Origin of the sequence: Sulfitobacter sp. W027, assembly GCF_025143985.1 — a bacterium.
GTDB lineage: Bacteria > Pseudomonadota > Alphaproteobacteria > Rhodobacterales > Rhodobacteraceae > Sulfitobacter.
Map to the genome: position 1 here is coordinate 3,128,821 of NZ_CP083564.1, position 17,887 is coordinate 3,146,707.

20 protein-coding genes and 1 other RNA gene are annotated in these 17,887 nt (G+C 61.9%); 10 read left to right on the forward strand and 11 right to left on the reverse strand.

What is annotated here, in order from left to right; all coding sequences use genetic code 11:
- Nucleotides 1-25: 25 nt before the first annotated feature.
- Nucleotides 26-123, forward strand: an RNA gene (gene ffs / locus K3759_RS15345) — signal recognition particle sRNA small type.
- A 167-nt stretch (nucleotides 124-290) separates the two neighbouring features.
- Here the strand turns inward: ffs and K3759_RS15350 are convergent.
- A complete protein-coding gene (locus tag K3759_RS15350; protein WP_259983087.1) occupies nucleotides 291-1,124 on the reverse strand; it encodes a neutral zinc metallopeptidase in 834 nt (277 codons plus the stop codon).
- A 63-nt stretch (nucleotides 1,125-1,187) separates the two neighbouring features.
- Between K3759_RS15350 and K3759_RS15355 the strand changes: the two genes are divergently transcribed.
- The 4 genes from K3759_RS15355 to recR all read left to right on the forward strand — a co-directional run bounded on the left by K3759_RS15355 (nucleotide 1,188) and on the right by recR (nucleotide 4,424).
- Nucleotides 1,188-1,550, forward strand: coding sequence for a YidH family protein (locus tag K3759_RS15355; RefSeq protein WP_259983089.1), 363 nt, complete (start codon nucleotides 1,188-1,190; stop codon nucleotides 1,548-1,550).
- A 77-nt stretch (nucleotides 1,551-1,627) separates the two neighbouring features.
- Nucleotides 1,628-3,382 (forward strand): DNA polymerase III subunit gamma/tau, encoded by a 1,755-nt coding sequence (locus tag K3759_RS15360; RefSeq protein WP_259983092.1) that lies wholly within the window; start codon nucleotides 1,628-1,630, stop codon nucleotides 3,380-3,382.
- A 51-nt stretch (nucleotides 3,383-3,433) separates the two neighbouring features.
- Nucleotides 3,434-3,778 carry a YbaB/EbfC family nucleoid-associated protein gene (locus tag K3759_RS15365; RefSeq protein ID WP_067624876.1) on the forward strand — a complete coding sequence of 115 codons (345 nt, stop codon included), beginning with the start codon at nucleotides 3,434-3,436 and terminating at the stop codon, nucleotides 3,776-3,778.
- Between the two features lie 52 nt (nucleotides 3,779-3,830).
- A complete protein-coding gene (recR, locus tag K3759_RS15370) occupies nucleotides 3,831-4,424 on the forward strand; it encodes a recombination mediator RecR (RefSeq protein ID WP_259983095.1) in 594 nt (197 codons plus the stop codon).
- Nucleotides 4,425-4,502: 78 nt separating this feature from the next.
- Here the strand turns inward: recR and K3759_RS15375 are convergent, their stop codons facing one another.
- The 3 genes from K3759_RS15375 to K3759_RS15385 form a co-directional block, all read right to left on the reverse strand.
- Nucleotides 4,503-5,681: a type III PLP-dependent enzyme gene (locus K3759_RS15375; protein WP_259983096.1), complete on the reverse strand. Its 1,179-nt coding sequence runs from the start codon at nucleotides 5,679-5,681 to the stop codon at nucleotides 4,503-4,505.
- 186 nt (nucleotides 5,682-5,867) lie between these two features.
- Nucleotides 5,868-6,989 carry an endonuclease/exonuclease/phosphatase family protein gene (locus K3759_RS15380; protein WP_259983097.1) on the reverse strand — a complete coding sequence of 374 codons (1,122 nt, stop codon included), beginning with the start codon at nucleotides 6,987-6,989 and terminating at the stop codon, nucleotides 5,868-5,870.
- Nucleotides 6,990-7,108: 119 nt separating this feature from the next.
- Nucleotides 7,109-7,885 carry a DUF1013 domain-containing protein gene (locus K3759_RS15385; protein ID WP_259983099.1) on the reverse strand — a complete coding sequence of 259 codons (777 nt, stop codon included), beginning with the start codon at nucleotides 7,883-7,885 and terminating at the stop codon, nucleotides 7,109-7,111.
- A gap of 123 nt (nucleotides 7,886-8,008) precedes the next feature.
- On the opposite strand from K3759_RS15385, the gene K3759_RS15390 reads away from it, so the two are divergent.
- Nucleotides 8,009-8,653, forward strand: a complete 645-nt coding sequence (locus tag K3759_RS15390; RefSeq protein WP_259983102.1) for a ribonuclease T2 — start codon at nucleotides 8,009-8,011, stop codon at nucleotides 8,651-8,653.
- Between the two features lie 161 nt (nucleotides 8,654-8,814).
- Here the strand turns inward: K3759_RS15390 and K3759_RS15395 are convergent, their stop codons facing one another.
- Nucleotides 8,815-9,825: an NAD(P)H-quinone oxidoreductase gene (locus K3759_RS15395; RefSeq protein ID WP_259983105.1), complete on the reverse strand. Its 1,011-nt coding sequence runs from the start codon at nucleotides 9,823-9,825 to the stop codon at nucleotides 8,815-8,817.
- A gap of 97 nt (nucleotides 9,826-9,922) precedes the next feature.
- Here K3759_RS15395 and K3759_RS15400 point away from each other — a divergent pair, with 97 nt between their 5' ends.
- Together K3759_RS15400 and K3759_RS15405 are read left to right on the forward strand one after the other, a co-directional pair.
- Nucleotides 9,923-11,152, forward strand: a complete 1,230-nt coding sequence (locus K3759_RS15400; RefSeq protein WP_259983106.1) for an AMP-binding protein — start codon at nucleotides 9,923-9,925, stop codon at nucleotides 11,150-11,152.
- The gene (locus K3759_RS15405; protein WP_259983108.1) at nucleotides 11,149-12,255 is read left to right on the forward strand and encodes a thiolase family protein; all 1,107 of its coding nucleotides are present in this window, start codon (nucleotides 11,149-11,151) and stop codon (nucleotides 12,253-12,255) included. Before K3759_RS15400 ends, K3759_RS15405 begins: the two co-directional genes overlap by 4 nt.
- 36 nt (nucleotides 12,256-12,291) lie before the next feature.
- On the opposite strand, the gene K3759_RS15410 is transcribed toward K3759_RS15405, so the two are convergent.
- The 4 genes from K3759_RS15410 to K3759_RS15425 form a co-directional block, all read right to left on the reverse strand.
- Nucleotides 12,292-12,837 carry a biotin transporter BioY gene (locus K3759_RS15410; protein WP_259983109.1) on the reverse strand — a complete coding sequence of 182 codons (546 nt, stop codon included), beginning with the start codon at nucleotides 12,835-12,837 and terminating at the stop codon, nucleotides 12,292-12,294.
- 62 nt (nucleotides 12,838-12,899) lie between these two features.
- The gene (locus K3759_RS15415) at nucleotides 12,900-13,496 is read right to left on the reverse strand and encodes a CbiQ family ECF transporter T component (RefSeq protein WP_259983111.1); all 597 of its coding nucleotides are present in this window, start codon (nucleotides 13,494-13,496) and stop codon (nucleotides 12,900-12,902) included.
- Nucleotides 13,471-14,205, reverse strand: a complete 735-nt coding sequence (locus tag K3759_RS15420) for an energy-coupling factor ABC transporter ATP-binding protein (protein ID WP_259983114.1) — start codon at nucleotides 14,203-14,205, stop codon at nucleotides 13,471-13,473. Before K3759_RS15420 ends, K3759_RS15415 begins: the two co-directional genes overlap by 26 nt.
- A 71-nt stretch (nucleotides 14,206-14,276) precedes the next feature.
- Nucleotides 14,277-14,969 (reverse strand): COQ9 family protein, encoded by a 693-nt coding sequence (locus tag K3759_RS15425; protein WP_259983116.1) that lies wholly within the window; start codon nucleotides 14,967-14,969, stop codon nucleotides 14,277-14,279.
- 110 nt (nucleotides 14,970-15,079) lie between these two features.
- Between K3759_RS15425 and rpsU the strand changes: the two genes are divergently transcribed.
- A complete protein-coding gene (gene rpsU, locus K3759_RS15430) occupies nucleotides 15,080-15,286 on the forward strand; it encodes a 30S ribosomal protein S21 (protein WP_007118112.1) in 207 nt (68 codons plus the stop codon).
- 280 nt (nucleotides 15,287-15,566) lie between these two features.
- On the opposite strand, the gene K3759_RS15435 is transcribed toward rpsU, so the two are convergent.
- Nucleotides 15,567-16,025 (reverse strand): Lrp/AsnC family transcriptional regulator, encoded by a 459-nt coding sequence (locus K3759_RS15435; RefSeq protein WP_259983118.1) that lies wholly within the window; start codon nucleotides 16,023-16,025, stop codon nucleotides 15,567-15,569.
- Nucleotides 16,026-16,163: 138 nt separating this feature from the next.
- On the opposite strand from K3759_RS15435, the gene ald reads away from it, so the two are divergent.
- Nucleotides 16,164-17,282, forward strand: coding sequence for an alanine dehydrogenase (gene ald / locus K3759_RS15440; RefSeq protein ID WP_259983120.1), 1,119 nt, complete (start codon nucleotides 16,164-16,166; stop codon nucleotides 17,280-17,282).
- A 66-nt stretch (nucleotides 17,283-17,348) separates the two neighbouring features.
- On the opposite strand, the gene mscL is transcribed toward ald, so the two are convergent.
- Nucleotides 17,349-17,780, reverse strand: coding sequence for a large conductance mechanosensitive channel protein MscL (gene mscL, locus K3759_RS15445; RefSeq protein WP_259983122.1), 432 nt, complete (start codon nucleotides 17,778-17,780; stop codon nucleotides 17,349-17,351).
- Nucleotides 17,781-17,887 lie beyond the last annotated feature (107 nt).

Consider the following 17,887-nt stretch of genomic DNA (forward strand, 5'->3'; position numbering starts at 1 on the left):
GCGCCTCGCCCTCCTATATGGGGCTTGAGAGGTTGGTGCGGGCAGGCGCCTCGCCAACCCGGTCAGATCCGGAAGGAAGCAGCCGTAACGAGCCCCGCTTGGGTCGTTATCAGCCTCTCACCACCGTTGCATTGCTGCGCAGTGCAACGCCCCGGCAGTCGCTTCGCAGAAGCGATGAGAGGGGAAGCCCTCCTAAAAATGATGCTTTTGAGAAACTCAAGGCCCGCCAAGATGCCCTGATTTTCAGCACACCCGACACCGCCCCACCAGCAGGGCTCCCTCTTACCCCGTCACAACCGATCCGCCTTAAACGTATCACACTGCGCCATCTCGCCGCTTTCATAGCCGCGCTCGAACCATCGCGCGCGCTGCTCTGACGTGCCGTGGGTAAAGGTATGTGGCTGGGGCACCTGTCCGGCCTGACGCTGCAAATGGTCATCCCCGATCATCCGCGCCGCGTTCAGCGCCTCTTCAAGGTCACCCTTCTCCATCAGCCCTTCGACGTTCGACGCCCAGATTCCCGAGAAACAATCAGCCATCAGTTCAAGCCGCACGGTCAGGGCATTTGCCTCAACCTCGGAGGACTGCTGCCGCATCCGTGCCACCTGCGGCAGCACGCCAATCTCATTCTGCGCATGGTGCGCGACCTCATGGGCGATCACATAAGCCGCGGCGAAATCCCCTCCGGCACCTAGGCGCTGTTCCAACGTGCGGAAAAACGCGGTGTCGAGATAGGCCATATTATCCGCCGGGCAATAGAACGGCCCCGTCGCGCCCGAGGCCCCGCCGCAGGCGCTTTGAGTCACGTTCTCAAACACAACGAGTTGGGGCGGCGTATAGGTTTCACCCAACTGTTCTTGGAAAACGCGGCTCCAGACTTGCTCGGTCGTGGTGAGCACGCGGGCAGCAAAATCGACCTGCGGATCTTCGCTGTCGCTCAGCGGGCGTGACTGTTGGACCTGACCGCCGCCTTGGCCGGTCAGCAGCGGGGTAACGTCAATGCCAGTGAAATAGCCGATTGCCAAAACCGCCAGCACACCGACCAGGCCGAGCCCCCCCGCCTTGCCGGCCCCACCGCTGCGACGGATGACATTCTTGCTCCGCCCAATTCCCCGCAACCGCATAAACCGTCCCCCGCTATGTCAAAGCTTATTGCCACATGAACGCGCAAAGCGCAGTTTGGTTCAATGAGTGATAAGAATGACCTAGCCGAAGACCGCACCGATTGGGCCGAGGATCGTACGATTCTGGCCAATGAACGCACCTTTGCAGGCTGGATGCGCACCGGTATGGCCTGTGTGGCCGTAGCAATCGGTCTGCGCGCCGTGTTCGGAGAGTTCGAGCCGACATGGGTGGCCAAAGCGGTGGCTTCGGCTTTCATCCTCGCCGCGCTTTACGTCTATTGGGCGGCGCAGGCCTCGGCGGCGAAAACCCAACAGCGGCTAAGCGACCACCATGCCAATGCCCAGCCCAACAGCCGTATGAAAATACTTGCGGCAATCCTCGCCTTCGCGTCAATCGGTGTCGGCGCAATCCTTTGGATGCTCTGACCCGTCCCCAAGCACGGTGGACGCCACGGCGCGGAGCGCCTAGTTTACGGCCTTGACCGAATCCGATCTGGGGCACCATGACAGATACATCCGCCTACCGCGTTCTGGCCCGCAAATACCGGCCCGAAACCTTCGCCGATCTCGTCGGCCAAGATGCCATGGTCCGCACGCTCAAGAACGCATTCGCAGCCGACCGGATCGCGCAGGCTTTTGTGATGACGGGCATTCGCGGCACCGGTAAGACCACCACGGCGCGGATCATCGCCAAGGGGATGAACTGCATCGGGCCTGACGGCAACGGCGGGCCGACAACCGATCCTTGCGGTGTCTGCGAGCACTGCACTGCGATCATGGAAGGCCGCCACGTTGATGTGATGGAGATGGACGCGGCCTCGAACACCGGCGTCGCCAACATCCGCGAGATCATTGATTCGGTGCATTACCGCGCGGCGTCTGCCCGCTACAAAGTCTATATTATCGACGAAGTGCACATGCTCTCCACCGGCGCGTTCAACGCACTGCTGAAGACACTGGAAGAGCCGCCGGAGCACGTCAAATTCATTTTTGCCACCACCGAGATCCGGAAGGTGCCGGTGACGGTGCTGTCACGCTGCCAGCGCTTTGATCTGCGCCGGATCGAACCCGAGGTGATGATCGCCCTGCTGCGCAAGATCGCGACGTCTGAGAATGCCGAGATCACCGACGACGCGCTCGCACTCATCACCCGCGCCGCCGAAGGCTCTGCCCGTGACGCGACCTCGCTGCTGGATCAGGCCATCAGCCACGGCGCGGGTGAAACCGGGGCCGAACAGGTCCGCGCGATGCTGGGTCTGGCCGACCGTGGCCGGGTGCTAGACCTTTTCGACATGGTCCTGCGCGGCGATGCGGCAGCGGCGCTGACGGAACTCAGCGGCCAATATGCCGACGGGGCAGACCCAATGGCCGTGCTACGCGATCTGGCCGAGATCACCCACTGGGTGTCGGTCGTGAAGATCACGCCTGATGCCGCCGAAGACCCTACAATCGCCCCGGAAGAGCGCGCCCGCGGTCAGCAAATGGCCGAGACCCTGCCGATGCGCGTGCTGACCCGCCTGTGGCAGATGCTTCTGAAAGCGCTGGACGAAGTCGCCGCGGCCCCCAATGCGATGATGGCCGCCGAAATGGCCGTGATCCGCCTGACCCATGTGGCCGACCTGCCCTCGCCCGAAGAACTGGTGCGCAAGCTGCAAAACAGCAGTCCGCCCCCTGCCCCCGTCGGCGGTGGTGGTGGCGGCAATGGCGTGGCTCAGGGCAGCACCGGCGCGCAGGCCGTGCAGCACGCGCAGCAGCGCATGGCGTCAAACCCCGGCCCGCAGGGGCAGACAACGGCGCTGGCGCAAGACCTTGACGCCGCCCTCGCCCGCTTCCCGACCTTTGAACATGTGATCGAACTGATACGCGTGAACCGCGATGTGAAACTGCTCGTTGAGGTGGAAACCTGCGTCCAGCTTGCGGCCTACCAACCCGGTCGGATCGAATTCGTGCCCACCGACGACGCACCCCGCGATCTAGCGCAGCGGCTTGGGCAAAAGCTGCAACTCTGGACCGGCAACCGCTGGGCGGTATCACTGGTCAATGAAGGCGGTGCCGAGACCATCGCGCAGATCCGCGACGCGCGCGAGTTGGCGCTGAAAAAACAGGCCGAGGAGCATCCGATGATGCAGGCCGTGCTGGCGCAATTCCCCAAAGCCCGGATCACCGCGATCCGCACGCCCGAAGACATCGCCGCCGCCGCCACGGCAGAGGCGCTGCCCGAGGTCGAAGACGAATGGGATCCGTTCGAGGACGGTTGATCCACGCCCCCTCACGCCACATATAAACGACAACGCAACAAGGAGACCCAGATGCTCAAGGGATTAGGCGGCCTCGGCGATATGGCCGGGATGATGAAAAAAGCGCAGGAAATGCAGGGCAAGATGGCCGAACTGCAAGAGGAGATGCACAATATCACGGTTGAGGGTGAATCTGGTGCGGGCCTCGTCAAAGCGACCTGTAGCGCCAAGGGTGAGTTGAAGGGTCTCGATATCGACCCGTCGATCTTTAACAAAGACGAGAAAGAGGTCGTCGAAGACCTGATCCTCGCCGCCATCAAAGACGCGCAGAGCAAAGCTTCGGACCGTGCGCAGGCCGAAATGTCCAAGCTGACCGAAGGCATGGGCCTGCCCGCAGGTATGAAACTGCCCTTCTAAACGGTTGGGGCGGAAACGCCCCTCCCTTCCCTTTTCCCACAGGTGCCCCGCCTTGAGCTCTACCCGCGACATCGACGCCCTGATCGAGCTGATGGCGAAACTGCCCGGCCTTGGCCCCCGCTCGGCCCGGCGCGCGGTGCTGCACCTGATCCGCAAGCGCGCGCTGCTGCTGACCCCCCTGTCTGACCTGATGCAGACCGTCGCCGTCACGGCGCGGGAATGTCTGAACTGCGGCAACGTGGGCACCGCTGATGTCTGTGATATCTGCACCTCCGAAAAACGCGCGAATGGTGAGCTTTGCGTGGTCGAAGACGTGGCCGATCTTTGGGCGATGGAACGCTCCGGCGTGTTCAAAGGGCGCTATCATGTGTTGGGCGGCACGCTCTCGGCGCTGGATGCCATCGGCCCGCAGGAATTGCGCATCCCCCGTCTGGTGGACCGGATCGACACCGAAGGTGTGAGCGAAGTGATCCTCGCGCTCAACGCCACGATCGACGGGCAAACCACCGCGCATTACATCGCCGATCAATTGGACGGCCGGGTCAAGCTCACCTCCCTCGCCCAAGGTGTGCCGATTGGCGGGGAGTTGGATTACCTCGACGACGGGACGATCACCGCCGCTATGCAGGCGCGCAAGTCGATCTAGCCCTCCCCAGAATCAAAGCGGGCCGCCCGCTCCTCCCAAAGCTGGCGGCCCTTTTCCGGGGCGACGCAGATCGTGCTGTCAGAGCACGATCACATCAAGCGGCGGAAATCCGTTGAACCCGACCGAACTGTAGGAGCTTGTGTAGGCTCCGCAAGCGCGAATCATCACTTTATCGCCATCGCGCAGGGCCAAAGGCAGATGAATCGGTCGTTTTTCATAAAGGATGTCCGCCGAATCGCAGGACGGGCCAGCCAAAACGCAGGGTCCGGTCTCTTCGCCGTCATGCGGGGTGACGATCTGATAGCGAATCGCTTCGCCTTCAGTTTCCGCCAAACCCGAGAAACGACCGATATCCAGATAGACCCAGCGGTGCAGATCATCCGCGGATTTACGGCTCACCAGCATGACTTCGGCAGCGATGTGACCAGCCTCGGCCACCAGACCACGGCCCGGCTCTGCCATCAGCTGCGGCACATCGCCAAAACGGGCTTTGACAGCCGAGATTACGGCAGCCGCATAGGCGCGCGGCGCTTCGATGCTTTCGCCGTAGAACGCCGGGAAACCACCGCCGAGGTTCAGCAGTTGCAGGTCATGCCCGTCGGCGCGGGCAGCGTGCCAAAGCGGTGCCACCTGATCCAGCACCGGGTTCCAGAACTCCGCCTTGCGGGTCTGCGAACCGACGTGGAAGGACAGGCCGAAGGGCACGAGGCCTACGGCAACCGCGTGGTTCAACAGCGCAGGCAGGGCCGAACCGGCACAGCCGAATTTGCGGCTGAGCGGCCAGTCTGCCATGGAGTTTTCGACGATCAGGCGCAGGTAGACCCGTGCACCGGGTGCATGGGCGGCGATTTTGTCGAGTTCGGCTTCGCTGTCGGCGGCGAATAGGGTCACGCCTGCCGAATGCGCAAAGGCGATGTCTGAGGCGCGTTTGATGGTGTTGCCGAAAGAGATGTTTTCCGGCTTCGCACCTTGGCTAAGGCAAAGCTCAATCTCGGCACGGGATGCCGCGTCAAATCCAGAGCCTTTTTTAACCAGCAGACGAATGATCTCCGCCGCCGGGTTCGCCTTCACCGCGTAATGGATATGTGCATCGCCCAGACCGCTATGCAGCGCATCATATTGCGCGGCCACGCGCTCACGGCTGATGACAAGCGTTGGCTTGTCAAAGCTGTTGGCGGCAATATAGGCAGCGGCCGGATCGGCAAATGAATTGGATGCGGTGCGCAGGGCACCGGGTACTGTAGCGTTCATGGTCATCTCCAAAGAGCAGGTGGGGCTGGTTCCCCGCGTGTCGTTTCAAGAGACGTTACCGTCGCTACATAAACGCGGGTCAGTCAGGGTAGGAACTGACCGGCCAGAGGCGCGTGCGTTGGCGTCTGTATTGCGCCATGTACGCCGTTTTAGGATTCGTACAAGGGGTAAAATTGGCCCTCGCGAAAATAGTTATTTTTCTTCGTCTTCCCAGTCACTACCGATGGGGTCGCGGTCTCTTTCACGTTCTTCTTTGATCATATCTTTGGTCTCTTTCTCCTCTTCAGGGTCGGTTTCTTCGGGGTCGCTCTCGGCGGCCTCGGTCTGGGCCAAGGCCAAGACAAACCACATGGGGAAGTGATCCGACCCAATCTTATCCAGCCGGTCCATCTCAAGCAGGCGGAACTGCGGGTCGTGGAACAGGTGATCCAGCGGCCAGCGCATCCACGGCATTGTCGCGCTGAACGTGTTGTACATGCCGCGCCCCACGCGCGGGTCCAGCAGGCCAGAGAGCCGCTGGAATCGGCGCGTCGTCGTGGACCACGCCACATCGTTCAAATCGCCGGACACCACGGCAGGCAGCGGATCATCCTCAGCTTCCAGTCCGACCATCGCAATCTCGCTGTCGCGGCCCTTGGTGTCATGCTCAAACACCGGCGGCTCGGGGTGGACGACATAGAGGCGGAAGTCCTCCCCCACAGGCAGATGTACGCGCACGCGGATTGACGGCACCTCACGGGTCACTAACTCCCGCACCTCTATTTCAGACAGAGGCAGTTTCGACATGACGCAAAGCCCGTAGCCGTTATCAAGCGGCACATCGATGTGGTGTTCGTAGTTTTTGCCCAGACCGTCGTCCAGCGCGTCGATCCAATCCTGATCCACTTCAATCGCCATGAAAATATCCGGCACCCGTGCTTCGACCAGCGCGATAAGCTTGCCGTAATCGCGGTTTGATTTTTTCACATTGGCCGCCAGCAGACTGACGTGGCGGTCCGTCTCCCGGCGCAGCTCTGGCGAGGCGGCGAGCGACTGTTTGCGCCAGATCGGAGTGAACTTGGTGATATAAAGCGCCTGAAGCGCCGCAACGCCCAGCATCAGCGCGATGCCAATCATACCCGAAGTCGTCATCGGCCCATGCACCAGCGCGAAGGCTACCGCCAGCAGCAGCGCCAGACCGAGGAATTGCTCACGCGGAAAGGCCAGCCCCCGGATCGCCCCGAAAGGCAGTTTGCTCAGCGGCAGCAGGCTGCAAAATATCAGCAGTCCCGCCAGCCCCCAGATCATCCAGTTCAATGCCGTTTCCAAATCCATCCCCTGGCGCAAAGCGCCCGATTTTAAATGCAAAACAGGGCACCGGAGAAACCGACGCCCTGTTACTTCAACACATCCTTGCGGCGAAAGTTCCTTCCGCCACAGCGCCCTCTGGGCGCTTAGCCCTTAGCTTTGTCTTCATCCTCGTCGTCTTCATCGGCCTTCTCAGGCAGCGAGAAGAAGCTGTCGGCGTCGGAGTAATCGCCCTTCGAGTGATCATCTTCCTCGTCATCCGCGCTATTGCCGGAGAGAGTAAAGGTTTCCAGACCTTCGATGGCCGTCGGAATCTTGGGCTCACTGTCCATACCGAGGCTCTGCTCGGTCGACACCAACTTGCGACGCTCGTCGTCGTTCATCACTTCGCCCGCCGCAGCCTTTTTCGCGGCAGCCTTTTGCACGGCGGCGTCAAGCTCGGACTGTTTGCACAGGCCCAAAGCGACCGGGTCGATCGGCTGGATGTTGGAGATGTTCCAATGGGTGCGCTCACGAATCGCTTGGATCGTCGGCTTGGTGGTGCCTACCAGTTTGCTGACCTGACCGTCGCTGAGTTCGGGGTGGAACTTGACGAGCCACAGGATCGACGCGGGGCGATCCTGACGTTTGCTGAGCGGCGTATAACGCGGGCCGCGGCGTTTCTCTTCGCCTTCAGCAGCAGCGTTGAACTTGAGCTTCAGCTTATGCATCGGGTTGTTCTGCGCCGCGTCGATCTCTTCTTGAGTGAGCTGGTTGTTGGCAATCGGATCAAAGCCCTTCACGCCCTGCGCCACGTCGCCATCGGCGATGCCCTGCACTTCCAATTCGTGCATACCAACGAAATCGGCGATCTGTTTGAAGCTGATGGTGGTGTTGTCCACCAGCCAGACGGCGGTGGCTTTGGCCATAATCGGTTTTGCCATGTCACTCTCCTAAAAACGCAATTTTCCCGTCGCCTGAAAGGCTGTCCTGCTTGGCAGAACGGTCTTCATTGTCGGGGAAGTTGGCGGCTGTATACTAACTCAAACATCATAAGGGAAGACCCAATGCGGCCACTGCGCGCCTGTCTGCTGATCCTCGGGCTGCTTGCCCCCACAGTCACACTGGCCGAAGGGGAGCGTTCGGGCGAGTTCGACTACTACGTTATGTCCCTTTCGTGGTCGCCAAACTGGTGCGAATTGACCGGCGACGCCCGCCAGTCCCCGCAATGCGATGCGGACAAGGACCACGGCTGGACCCTGCACGGCCTCTGGCCGCAGTTCACCCGCGGCTATCCGTCTTACTGTCAAAGCGGTCAACGCCCGCCCAGCCGAACACAGACCGGGGGCATGTCCGATATCATGGGCACCGGCGGCTTGGCTTGGCACCAATGGAAGAAGCACGGCTCTTGCAGCGGGCTGGACCCGGCGGATTATTTCGCCCTCTCGCGAGAGGCCTACGCCCGCATCAACCGCCCCGAGGTCTTTCGCAAGCTGGACCGAACAGTCGCCCTGCCAGCCTCCGTGGTCGAAGATGCGTTCTTGAAAGCCAACCCTGATCTAACCGCCCAAGGGATCACGATCACCTGTAACCAAGGGCACATTCAGGAGGCGCGCATTTGTTTGTCGCGTAGCCTTGAATTTATTCCTTGCGGCCCGGATGTGCGGCGCGATTGCAATCTTGATAACGCTCTGTTCACACCACTGCGCTAAATATTGCGGGAAGGACCTTAGGTGAAAACGGGAGAGGCGTAATTTCCTCCCCCGCTATCAATGCCTTTCGGCTCTCTCTCCAACGCGGGTGGCCAGCGTCCCGGCCACCCGCGCTTAACGTTAACAAATTGCTGGTTAACAATTCGTTACTGCCTCAAATTTTATTGATCTTCCCCAGCCTCCAGATCGCCGCCGACCTTCAGGACGATTTTGCCGATATGGCCGCTGGCCTCCATCCGGCGATGGGCGTCATTCGCCTCTGACAACTCATATGTGCTGTCAATCACCGGGGCCACGCGGCCCTGTTCCAGCAGCGGCCAGACGTTCTGCAAAAGCTCTTCCGCAATCCGCGCCTTGGCCAGATCGCTTTGCGGGCGCAGGGTCGATCCGGTCATGGTTAGACGGCGGGTCATCAATGTGACGAAATTCACCTCCTGCTTGGCCCCCTGCAAAAAGGCGATTTGCACCAACCTGCCGTCCTCGGCCAGCGCTTTTAGGTTGCGGTCGATATAGCTGCCACCGACCATATCAAGGATCACATCCGCGCCGCCTTCGGCCTTCAGCACATCGACGAAATCCGTGTCTCGGTAGTTGATCGCCACCTCGGCACCCAGCTTCATACAGGCCGCGCATTTGCTGTCCGTGCCAGCGGTCACGAAGACCCGCGCCCCCAAGATGCGCGCCAGTTGGATTGCGGTCGTACCGATGCCGGAAGAGCCGCCGTGAATCAGCACTTTCTCTCCGGCCTTAAGCCCGCCCCGCATAAAAAGGTTGGACCAGACGGTGAAGAAAGTCTCAGGCAAGCAGGCGGCTTCTTTCAGCCCCATCCCTTCGGGGACCGGCAGGCAGTGGGCGGCGGGGGTGGCCACATATTCGGCATAGCCGCCACCCGGCAGCAGGGCGCAGACCAGATCGCCCGGTGCCAGGGTCGTCACGCCGGGGCCGACCTCCACCACCTCGCCCGAGGCCTCCAGCCCCGGCAGATCGCTGGCGGTGGCAGGCGGTGCATACTTGCCCGCGCGCTGTAGTGCATCGGGGCGGTTCACCCCGGCATAGGCGACCTTGATGATGACCTGCCCGTGTTTCGGTTGGGGCCGGGGGCGGGTGGTGCCCTGCAGAACGTCCGGACCGCCGGGTTCGGTGATTTCGATTGCACGCATGGTCTGTGTCATGTCTGAAGTATCCTCGGGTCTGGTTTTGCCGCAGCCTAACGGGCGGCCCCGGGGCATGCACCCGGAATTTGAAACCGGGCGGAAGAGGGAGAGGCGGATGGTCGCGCAGGATCGGTTTAGGTGGCATAAGGACGCGCGGCTCTTCGCTGGGCAGTCGGAAGTCCCCCGCGCGATTGAAGGCGAAAGCGACCGTTTCTGCGCCCTGCCCGCGTTCCCGGCTTTTGACGCGCTGAAGGCTTTGACCACTGCGATCACCCAGCAAGCCCCATTTTGCCTAAGCGACCATTGTCTGCCCGATGACATCGCCTGCCCGCCCGGTGCCTTCCTCACCCTCACCGGGGGCGCGTCGGGTCAGCCCAAAGCCGTGCGCCGCAGCCAAGCCTCTTGGATCGCCAGTTTCAACGTGAATGCCGACCGCTTTGCGCTGAGCAGTGGCGATAGCGTTGCTGTGCTGGGCCATCTCAGCCACTCCCTGTCGCTCTATGCCGTGCTGGAGGCGCTGCACCTCGGCCTTGACGCGCATGTCTTGGCGGATCAATCCCCCCGGAGACAGTCGGTATGTGTTGCCGAGGCGGGGGCGACGATCCTTTATGCCACGCCGACGCAATTGCGGCTGCTCGCGCGGGGTGCAGCCGCGCCACTGCCTTCGCTGCGTCTGGTTCTTTGTGGCGGCGGCGCGCTCGACGCGGCCACGCGGGCGGTGGTCAAGCGGCTCTGCCCCGAGGCTGCGGTGCATGTCTTCTATGGCGCGGCCGAGACGAGCTTTATCACTCTGGCCGATGCGCATACCCCCGAAGGGTCCGTCGGCCGCCCCTACCCCGGCGTCGATCTGCGCCTTTTGGATAGGGCGGGGCGGCCCACCTCTGATGTGGGCGAGATTTGGGTGCGCAGCCCCTACCTTTTTGACGGTTACGCTCTTGGAAGCAGCACCGACACCCGTTGGCAGGATGGGTTTGTGACGGTGGGTGAAATAGGCGATTTGGATGCCGACGGGCATCTGTGGATCAAAGGACGGCGACAACGGATGGTGCAGATCGCCGACCAAATGGTCTTCCCCGAAGCGGTGGAGGCGGTGATCGCCGCGCATACACGCCTGCCCTGCGCGGTTCTGCCCCGCGGCGACGCGTTGCGGGGGCATCATCTGGTTGCGGTGGTTGAAACTGCCGCAAAAGAACTGTCCGCCGAAGAGATCATCGCCAATTGCCGCGCAGCACTTGGCCTGCTGGCCGCCCCCCGTCGCGTCTTTTTTAACTCTGATCTTCCACTGCTCCCCTCGGGCAAGATCGACCTTAACGCCCTCTCCAACTGGCTGGAGGGTCAAATATGACCAGCGCCTACATCATCTCGGCCTGCCGCAGCCCGGTTACCCCGCGCGGCGGTGCCTTGGCGCAGCTCTCGTTGCCCGACCTCGCCGCCCCCATCCTCACCGCTGCATTGACCCGCGCAGGCATCGCGCCGCGCCAAGTTGATGAGGTGATTTGCAGCACCGCCCTTGGCCCCGGCGGCAACCCGGCGCGCAGCATCGCGCTGGCGGCGGGACTGCCTGAACATGTCGCGGGTCTCAGCATCGACCGGCAATGCGCGGGGGGCTTGGATGCGCTAGCCTTGGCGCGGCAGATGATCCTCAGCGGTGCGGCGGATATCGTCGTGGCGGGCGGCGCGGAAAGCTATTCCCGCCAACCGCTGCGCTACCGCACCTTTTCCGATAGCCGCCCGCCCGAAGCCTATACGCAAGCGCCCTTCACCCCGTGGCCCGAACGTGATCCCGACATGACCGATGCCGCCGCAGCGCTTGGCCGGTCGCAAGGCATCTCCCGTCAGGCGCAGGATGAGTGGGCCGTGGAAAGCCACGCGAAGGCACGCGTGCATCTGCCGTCCGAAACAGAGCTGGTGCCACTTGCGGGATCCGGGAGCGATACCTTTACCCGCCGCCTTAGCCCCGCGCTTTGCCGGCGTGCCAAGGTACTTTCAGGTGACATCACCGCCGCCAATGCCGCCGTCGCTGCCGATGCAGCGGCCTTTTGCGTGGTCGTGTCAGACCGTGTAGCGGTTGACCTCACCGTGCCAAAAATCGAACTCATCGCCACCGCGACGAAGGGCAGCAGACCCGAGGAGCCGGGTTTGGCACCCCTGGTGGCGATTGCCGAAGTCTTTCGCCAAACCGGGTTGACCGCCGACGACCTGACTCTTGCCGAGATCATGGAAGCCTACGCCGTGCAGGCCATCGCCTGCGTCAACGGCGCAGGGATCGCGCCGCAAATCGTCAACATGGGTGGGGGCGCCTTGGCCCGTGGGCATCCGATCGGCGCTTCGGGCGCGGTCAACGCGGTGCGGCTCTGGCATGAATTGGTGGCGCGGGGGTCTGGCACCGGATTGGCGGCGATTGCCGCAGCCGGGGGGATCGGCTCTGCCGCGCTGATGCGACTGTAGCGGCCCGCCCCCTTTGGGTGGGGCGGGCCAATCGTTTTAGCTGCGCGACAGCACGCTTGCGGGGCGTGCCTTGGCCAGACCGGAGGTGATGAAACCCGCCAGCACGGCCTTGATAAGGTCACCGGGGATGAAGGCTTGGACCAGCAGGGTCGCCTCAAGCAGTGACTTGTTCAGCGTCATCATCATGCCGAAGATGCCGAAGGCATAGACCACAAGGATGCCGCCCAAGACAGCCGAAACCCCGGCGGCCAGACCCACCGGCGCGCTGCGCCACTGGTCCATGATAAAGCCAGTCACAAAGGCACCGATCGGGAAGCCAACGAGGAAACCCACCGTCGGCGAGGCAAAGACGCCCAGACCGCCACGGCCCCCGGCCAGAAGTGGCAGACCAAGCGCCACGAGAGCAACGAACAGCAGCGCCGCAAGCCCGCCGCGCCATGCGCCCAGCACCGTGCCACAAAGCATGACGCCCAGCGACTGCGCGGTGATCGGCACGCCGAAGCCAAGCGTGAATTTCGGAATCAAGCCCAGTGCCGCAATCAGCGCGGCGAAGAGGGCGATCATTGTCAGATTACGTTCCATTGGGAGGGTCCTTGGATTAGAGTTTCCAATGCCTAGGCCAGCCCTCTTCCCCGGTCAAGCAATCACAGCCCGCCCCGCGCGCGCAGCGCCTCGGCCACATGTTCGGCGTCGTCTATGGCCAGCACGGTAAAGGGCATCACAATCCGCCAGCCCGCCCGTCTGCGCGACCGCGCGCGCCACGCCAGCGACAGCATCTGCCCCTTGGCGGCCAGCACCGGGGTGAAACGCACCACCAGCGCCACGGCCAACTCAAGGCTACGGGTCCGAACCCCAAAGCGGCGCAGGGGCGTGGCAAGCCAACGCACCACCGCCATCATATCGCTGAGTTTCGTGGTCATGGTCACAAGATTGGCCAGCCCCACAGCTGTGATCATCCGCAACACGATGACAACGCCCGCTTCCGCATCGCGGGTCAGCACATGCCACAGCAAAATCAATGCAACAATGGGCCAGAGCATCCACAGCCGCCCCAATCCGGTCTTCAGAAAGGCCCGCCCCGGCAGCGCATAGAGCAGCAGCATCCCGGCGCAAAACGCAGCCTGCCACCACGGTTCTTCCACCCTGAAAAGCAGCAGCGTCGCCACACAAAGCGCGCCCAGTTTGGCCCCCGCAGGCCAGCCATGGGCGCGGGTCTCAACCGGCGAGGTCAGAGAGATCATCGCTCGCCCCCAGTTCTTTCATCCGCGTCTCAAAATTGCGCAGCACCGGGCGCGCGCTGCCCTGCTGGGCGACTTCGCCGCGCTCCAACCAGAGGATGTGGTCGTATTCCGCCACCGCTGCTGGATCATGGGTAATATGCACCAGCGTCGGGTCGAGCCCGGCCAAGACACGTTCAAGATGCAGCCGCGTGGGAATGTCGAGCCCGGCAAAGGGTTCGTCCAACACCAGCACCCGCGGTTGCATCGCCAACACCGCCATCAGGCAAACCAACTGCCGCTGACCTTGAGAGAGCTGGTGGATCGAAGCCTGCGCCCAATGCCGCTTGTTGAACTGCCCGAGGATCGCGGCCACGCCACGCGCCGCCTCTGCCTTGGATTGGCCCATTTGCAGGAGGCCAAAGGCGATTTCCTCTTCCACGGTGGGAAAAATGATCTGATGGTCCGGGTTTTGAAACAGAATGCCGACAGCGCCAATCGCACGGCGGCGGTCACGGGCCACGTCGATCCCGCCGATCCGTACCTGCCCTTCATCTGCGGCCACCAAGCCCGAGAGAACCCGCGCGAAAGAGGTCTTACCCGACCCGTTGCGCCCCACAATCCCGATCCGCGATACATCGGACCTAAGGCTCACATCACGCAGCACCGACGTGCCCGCGGGGGTGTAGCTGATCCTGTCAATATCAATGAGCGGATGGGTCGGACTGGTCATCGGGCGCCTGTGTGAAACCGGGTGCCCCGCCCTACCATCTGCTGCGCGGGCAGGAAAGCCCGCAGGCTGCCTCAGCTAGGCGGCGTCCAACGCCCCGGCAGATTAGGGTCACGCTGCCCGCGCGGCGCTTTGATATGGCTCAGCAGCCAGTTCGGTCCGGCCATCAGGCGGCTCAGCGTCGGGCTGTCGCGCACCTGCGCCTTGAGCTTTTCGATCTGCATCACATCGTCGATCCGCCGATCAAGGAAAGACCACGTCGCCTGATGCCCCTCACTGGTATCGCCTAGCCAATAAAGCAGCGTGGCGGAATAGACGCCCGACAGTGTGGCCCGTTTGCTGTACCAATTCACATCGTCCGAGGTATCGCCAAGCGCGGTCCAGATTTTATCGCAGGTTTCCCACAGCAGGCCTGCCCCTTCGGGCGCGTGATGCGGCAGGGCAAACAGCGTGCTGCCCCGGCGGATCGCCTCACGATCCCCGGCTTCAAGCCGCAGGCGCACGGCCTTGGCGATGCGGTCCCTGAACCGCATCTGTGACAGATCAGCCTGCGCCAAACCCTCCAACATCTTGCCATCGCCGCGCCGGTGATAGGCCACCGCCAGATCGACCGCCCCGCGCGGGCAGACCGCACGGGCCAGCGCTGGGTCCAGACCGCTGTCCTTGATCGCGGCGTTGAAAGTTGCTGGCGACCAACCGTCGAACGGTACATGCATCAATGCGGCATCCAGCAATTGGTCCTTTGGGTCGGCCTTGGGCGGGGTCATGGTGGGCTCCTATCGGGGCATGATGGGGTGGACAAAGGAGATATAGGCTGTTATAGGCCCAATTCCTGCAATTCCTTGCAACTTTATCCTAGAAAGGTGGTGACAACCACATGCAGGTTAGTGTTCGCGACAACAACGTCGATCAGGCCCTTCGGGCTCTGAAGAAAAAGCTACAGCGCGAAGGCGTTTTCCGTGAAATGAAGCTTAAGCAACATTTCGAGAAACCGTCCGAGAAAAAAGCGCGCGAGAAAGCTGAAGCGATCCGTCGTGCCCGTAAGCTGGCACGCAAAAAAGCGCAACGCGAAGGTATGATGTAAATCATTCCCGCGACACGCGACAGATATAGAACCCCCGGTGCCGATGGCAGCGGGGGTTTTGTTTTGTGGGGGAGCGCAGCGGAGCCGGGCAACGCCAGACCGCGGGATGGCGCTCGAAATCCCCCAATTAGGCAATTTATGGTAGCTGCGCTTGAGAAATACCTCAGGACGGCACGACCTCAGCAAAAGCGCCAGCCCGTCCGGGCGGTCTGGCGCTGCCCGGCGGCCTTCGGCCTTGATTCCGGGCTGCTCCGCTTCGAACCTCCGCAGCACCTTCCAGCTACACTGGCAGCGCCGTCGTCTTGCACACCGTCCGCAACGCGAAACTTGACTGCATCTGCGCCACCCCCGGCAACCGCGCCAAATGCTGACGATGGATCCGCGCGAAATCCTCAGTATTCTCTGCCACGATCTTCAGCAGATAATCCGCCGTCCCCGCCATTAGATGACATTCCAGCACATCCGGAATACGCGACACAGACTTCTCAAAGGCTTCCAACACCTCTTCGGCCTGCGCCTGTAGGGTGATCTCAACAAACACCGTGGTCGGCATGCCCAACTTGCGCGGGTCCAGCAGGGCGACATAATCGCGGATATAGCCTTCTTTCTCCAACCGCTGCACACGGCGATGACAAGCCGAGGGCGACAGATGCACCACTTCCGACAATTCGGCATTGGACATCCGCCCGTTGCGCTGCAAAGCGCGCAGAACACGCCGATCAATCTCATCCAAGGCCATATGCGCAATACTTTCGCGTCGAACTTCATTCAGACGCAATTATATTCGATTACCGCCCGGCTTGGCGACCCCAATTTCGCAACGATATGCACGGCGCCTGTGATAATCCTTTCCCACTACGGAGGAGGAGTGACCCCCATGAAAATCGGATGCCCGACAGAAATCAAACCGCAGGAATTCCGCGTCGGCCTGACGCCCAACGCCGCACAAGAAGCCATCGCCCACGGGCATGAGGTCATCGTGCAGGCAGGGGCGGGTGTCGGTGCGGGCTTTGAAGATGCGGATTACACCGCCGCAGGTGCCACCATCATCGACACGGCTGAGGAAATCTTTGCCAGCGCCGATATGATCGTCAAGGTGAAGGAGCCACAGGCGGGCGAACGTAAGATGCTGCGCGAAGGGCAATTGCTCTTCACCTATCTGCACCTTGCCCCCGATCCTGACCAAACCCGTGATCTGCTGGCCTCGGGCTGTACCGCGATTGCGTATGAGACGGTGACCGACCGCAACGGCGGGCTGCCCCTTCTGGCTCCCATGTCCGAAGTCGCAGGCCGTCTGGCCCCGCAAGTCGGCGCTTGGACGCTGCAAAAGGCCAATGGCGGCCGGGGCGTTCTGATGGGCGGCGTGCCCGGCGTCGGCCCCGCCAAAGTTATGGTCATCGGCGGCGGCGTTGTCGGCACCCATGCGGCCCGGATCGCCGCTGGCATGGGCGCGGATGTAACTGTGCTTGATCGGTCGCTCCCCCGGATGCGCTACCTCGATGATATCTATGGCGGCACCTTCAAGACCGCCTATGCCAGCGCAGGAAACACCATCGAACTGGCGCGTCAGGCCGATATGATCATCGGCGCGGTGCTGATCCCCGGCGCTGCGGCCCCCAAACTGATCAGCCGCGCGCAACTGTCCGAACTCAAACCCGGCGCGGCGCTGGTGGATGTGGCGATTGACCAAGGCGGCTGTTTTGAGACCTCCAAGGCCACCACGCACCAAGACCCGGTCTATGAGGTCGACGGCATCATGCATTACTGCGTGGCCAACATGCCCGGCGCCGTGGCGCGCACCTCGACGATTGCACTCGGCAATGCGACCATGCCTTTCATGCTGGCACTGGCCGATAAGGGCTGGAAACAGGCCTGCGCGGATGACCCCCACCTCAAGGCGGGTCTCAACGTCCACTCGGGCAAGCTGACCTACGCCGCCGTGGGAGAGGCGCTTGGGATCGAGAGCATTACTGCGGATCAAGCCATCGTGGGCTAAACTTCGCCCGCCAGACACAACAAAGGCCCGCCAAATGAGCGGGCCTTTTCATTTCGTAAGTTCCGTTTAGCGGGTTTTCAGTGCGTCCCGAATCTCCAGCAAAACGTCGAGTTGCGACGGACCGGTCTTCACCTCTGGCGCAACCTCATCTGGCTTTTCGGCTGCGGCCTTCACCCGGTTCACCATTTTGACAAGGATGAAGACGACAAAAGCGATGATGAAGAAATTGATCACCGCCATCAGAAACGACCCATAGGCAAAGATAGAGGCCCCGGCCTCCCGCGCTTGTTCAAGCGACGCATCCGCCGGGACATTTCCCGACAAGACGGCATAGTGGTTGGTGAAATCGACCCCACCCGTGAAGAGCCCAACAATCGGATTGATCAAATCAGCCACCATCGACGACACGATTGCCGTAAAGGCCGCGCCGACAATGATACCAACCGCCATGTCCATGACATTGCCCTTAGCGATGAAATCCTTGAATTCCTGAATCATAGTCTTGTCCCTGTTCTAATTCCTGCCGACCGTCCCGCCGCCATAGCCCGATAGTGAGGACTGCCGCAAAGGACGGTCAATAATGTTTTCTAGGTTTATAGCTTAAA

What these genes read in the sequence shown, in the direction of transcription:
- K3759_RS15350 (WP_259983087.1), bottom strand. Translation starts at nt 1,124, where the DNA reads ATGCGGTTGCGGGGAATTGGGCGGAGCAAGAATGTCATCCGTCGCAGC.
- K3759_RS15355 (WP_259983089.1), top strand. Translation starts at nt 1,188, where the DNA reads ATGAGTGATAAGAATGACCTAGCCGAAGACCGCACCGATTGGGCCGAG.
- K3759_RS15360 (WP_259983092.1), top strand. Translation starts at nt 1,628, where the DNA reads ATGACAGATACATCCGCCTACCGCGTTCTGGCCCGCAAATACCGGCCC.
- K3759_RS15365 (WP_067624876.1), top strand. Translation starts at nt 3,434, where the DNA reads ATGCTCAAGGGATTAGGCGGCCTCGGCGATATGGCCGGGATGATGAAA.
- K3759_RS15375 (WP_259983096.1), bottom strand. Translation starts at nt 5,681, where the DNA reads ATGACCATGAACGCTACAGTACCCGGTGCCCTGCGCACCGCATCCAAT.
- K3759_RS15380 (WP_259983097.1), bottom strand. Translation starts at nt 6,989, where the DNA reads ATGGATTTGGAAACGGCATTGAACTGGATGATCTGGGGGCTGGCGGGA.
- K3759_RS15385 (WP_259983099.1), bottom strand. Translation starts at nt 7,885, where the DNA reads ATGGCAAAACCGATTATGGCCAAAGCCACCGCCGTCTGGCTGGTGGAC.
- K3759_RS15390 (WP_259983102.1), top strand. Translation starts at nt 8,009, where the DNA reads ATGCGGCCACTGCGCGCCTGTCTGCTGATCCTCGGGCTGCTTGCCCCC.
- K3759_RS15395 (WP_259983105.1), bottom strand. Translation starts at nt 9,825, where the DNA reads ATGACACAGACCATGCGTGCAATCGAAATCACCGAACCCGGCGGTCCG.
- K3759_RS15400 (WP_259983106.1), top strand. Translation starts at nt 9,923, where the DNA reads ATGGTCGCGCAGGATCGGTTTAGGTGGCATAAGGACGCGCGGCTCTTC.
- K3759_RS15405 (WP_259983108.1), top strand. Translation starts at nt 11,149, where the DNA reads ATGACCAGCGCCTACATCATCTCGGCCTGCCGCAGCCCGGTTACCCCG.
- K3759_RS15410 (WP_259983109.1), bottom strand. Translation starts at nt 12,837, where the DNA reads ATGGAACGTAATCTGACAATGATCGCCCTCTTCGCCGCGCTGATTGCG.
- K3759_RS15415 (WP_259983111.1), bottom strand. Translation starts at nt 13,496, where the DNA reads ATGATCTCTCTGACCTCGCCGGTTGAGACCCGCGCCCATGGCTGGCCT.
- K3759_RS15420 (WP_259983114.1), bottom strand. Translation starts at nt 14,205, where the DNA reads ATGACCAGTCCGACCCATCCGCTCATTGATATTGACAGGATCAGCTAC.
- K3759_RS15425 (WP_259983116.1), bottom strand. Translation starts at nt 14,969, where the DNA reads ATGACCCCGCCCAAGGCCGACCCAAAGGACCAATTGCTGGATGCCGCA.
- rpsU (WP_007118112.1), top strand. Translation starts at nt 15,080, where the DNA reads ATGCAGGTTAGTGTTCGCGACAACAACGTCGATCAGGCCCTTCGGGCT.
- K3759_RS15435 (WP_259983118.1), bottom strand. Translation starts at nt 16,025, where the DNA reads ATGGCCTTGGATGAGATTGATCGGCGTGTTCTGCGCGCTTTGCAGCGC.
- ald (WP_259983120.1), top strand. Translation starts at nt 16,164, where the DNA reads ATGAAAATCGGATGCCCGACAGAAATCAAACCGCAGGAATTCCGCGTC.
- mscL (WP_259983122.1), bottom strand. Translation starts at nt 17,780, where the DNA reads ATGATTCAGGAATTCAAGGATTTCATCGCTAAGGGCAATGTCATGGAC.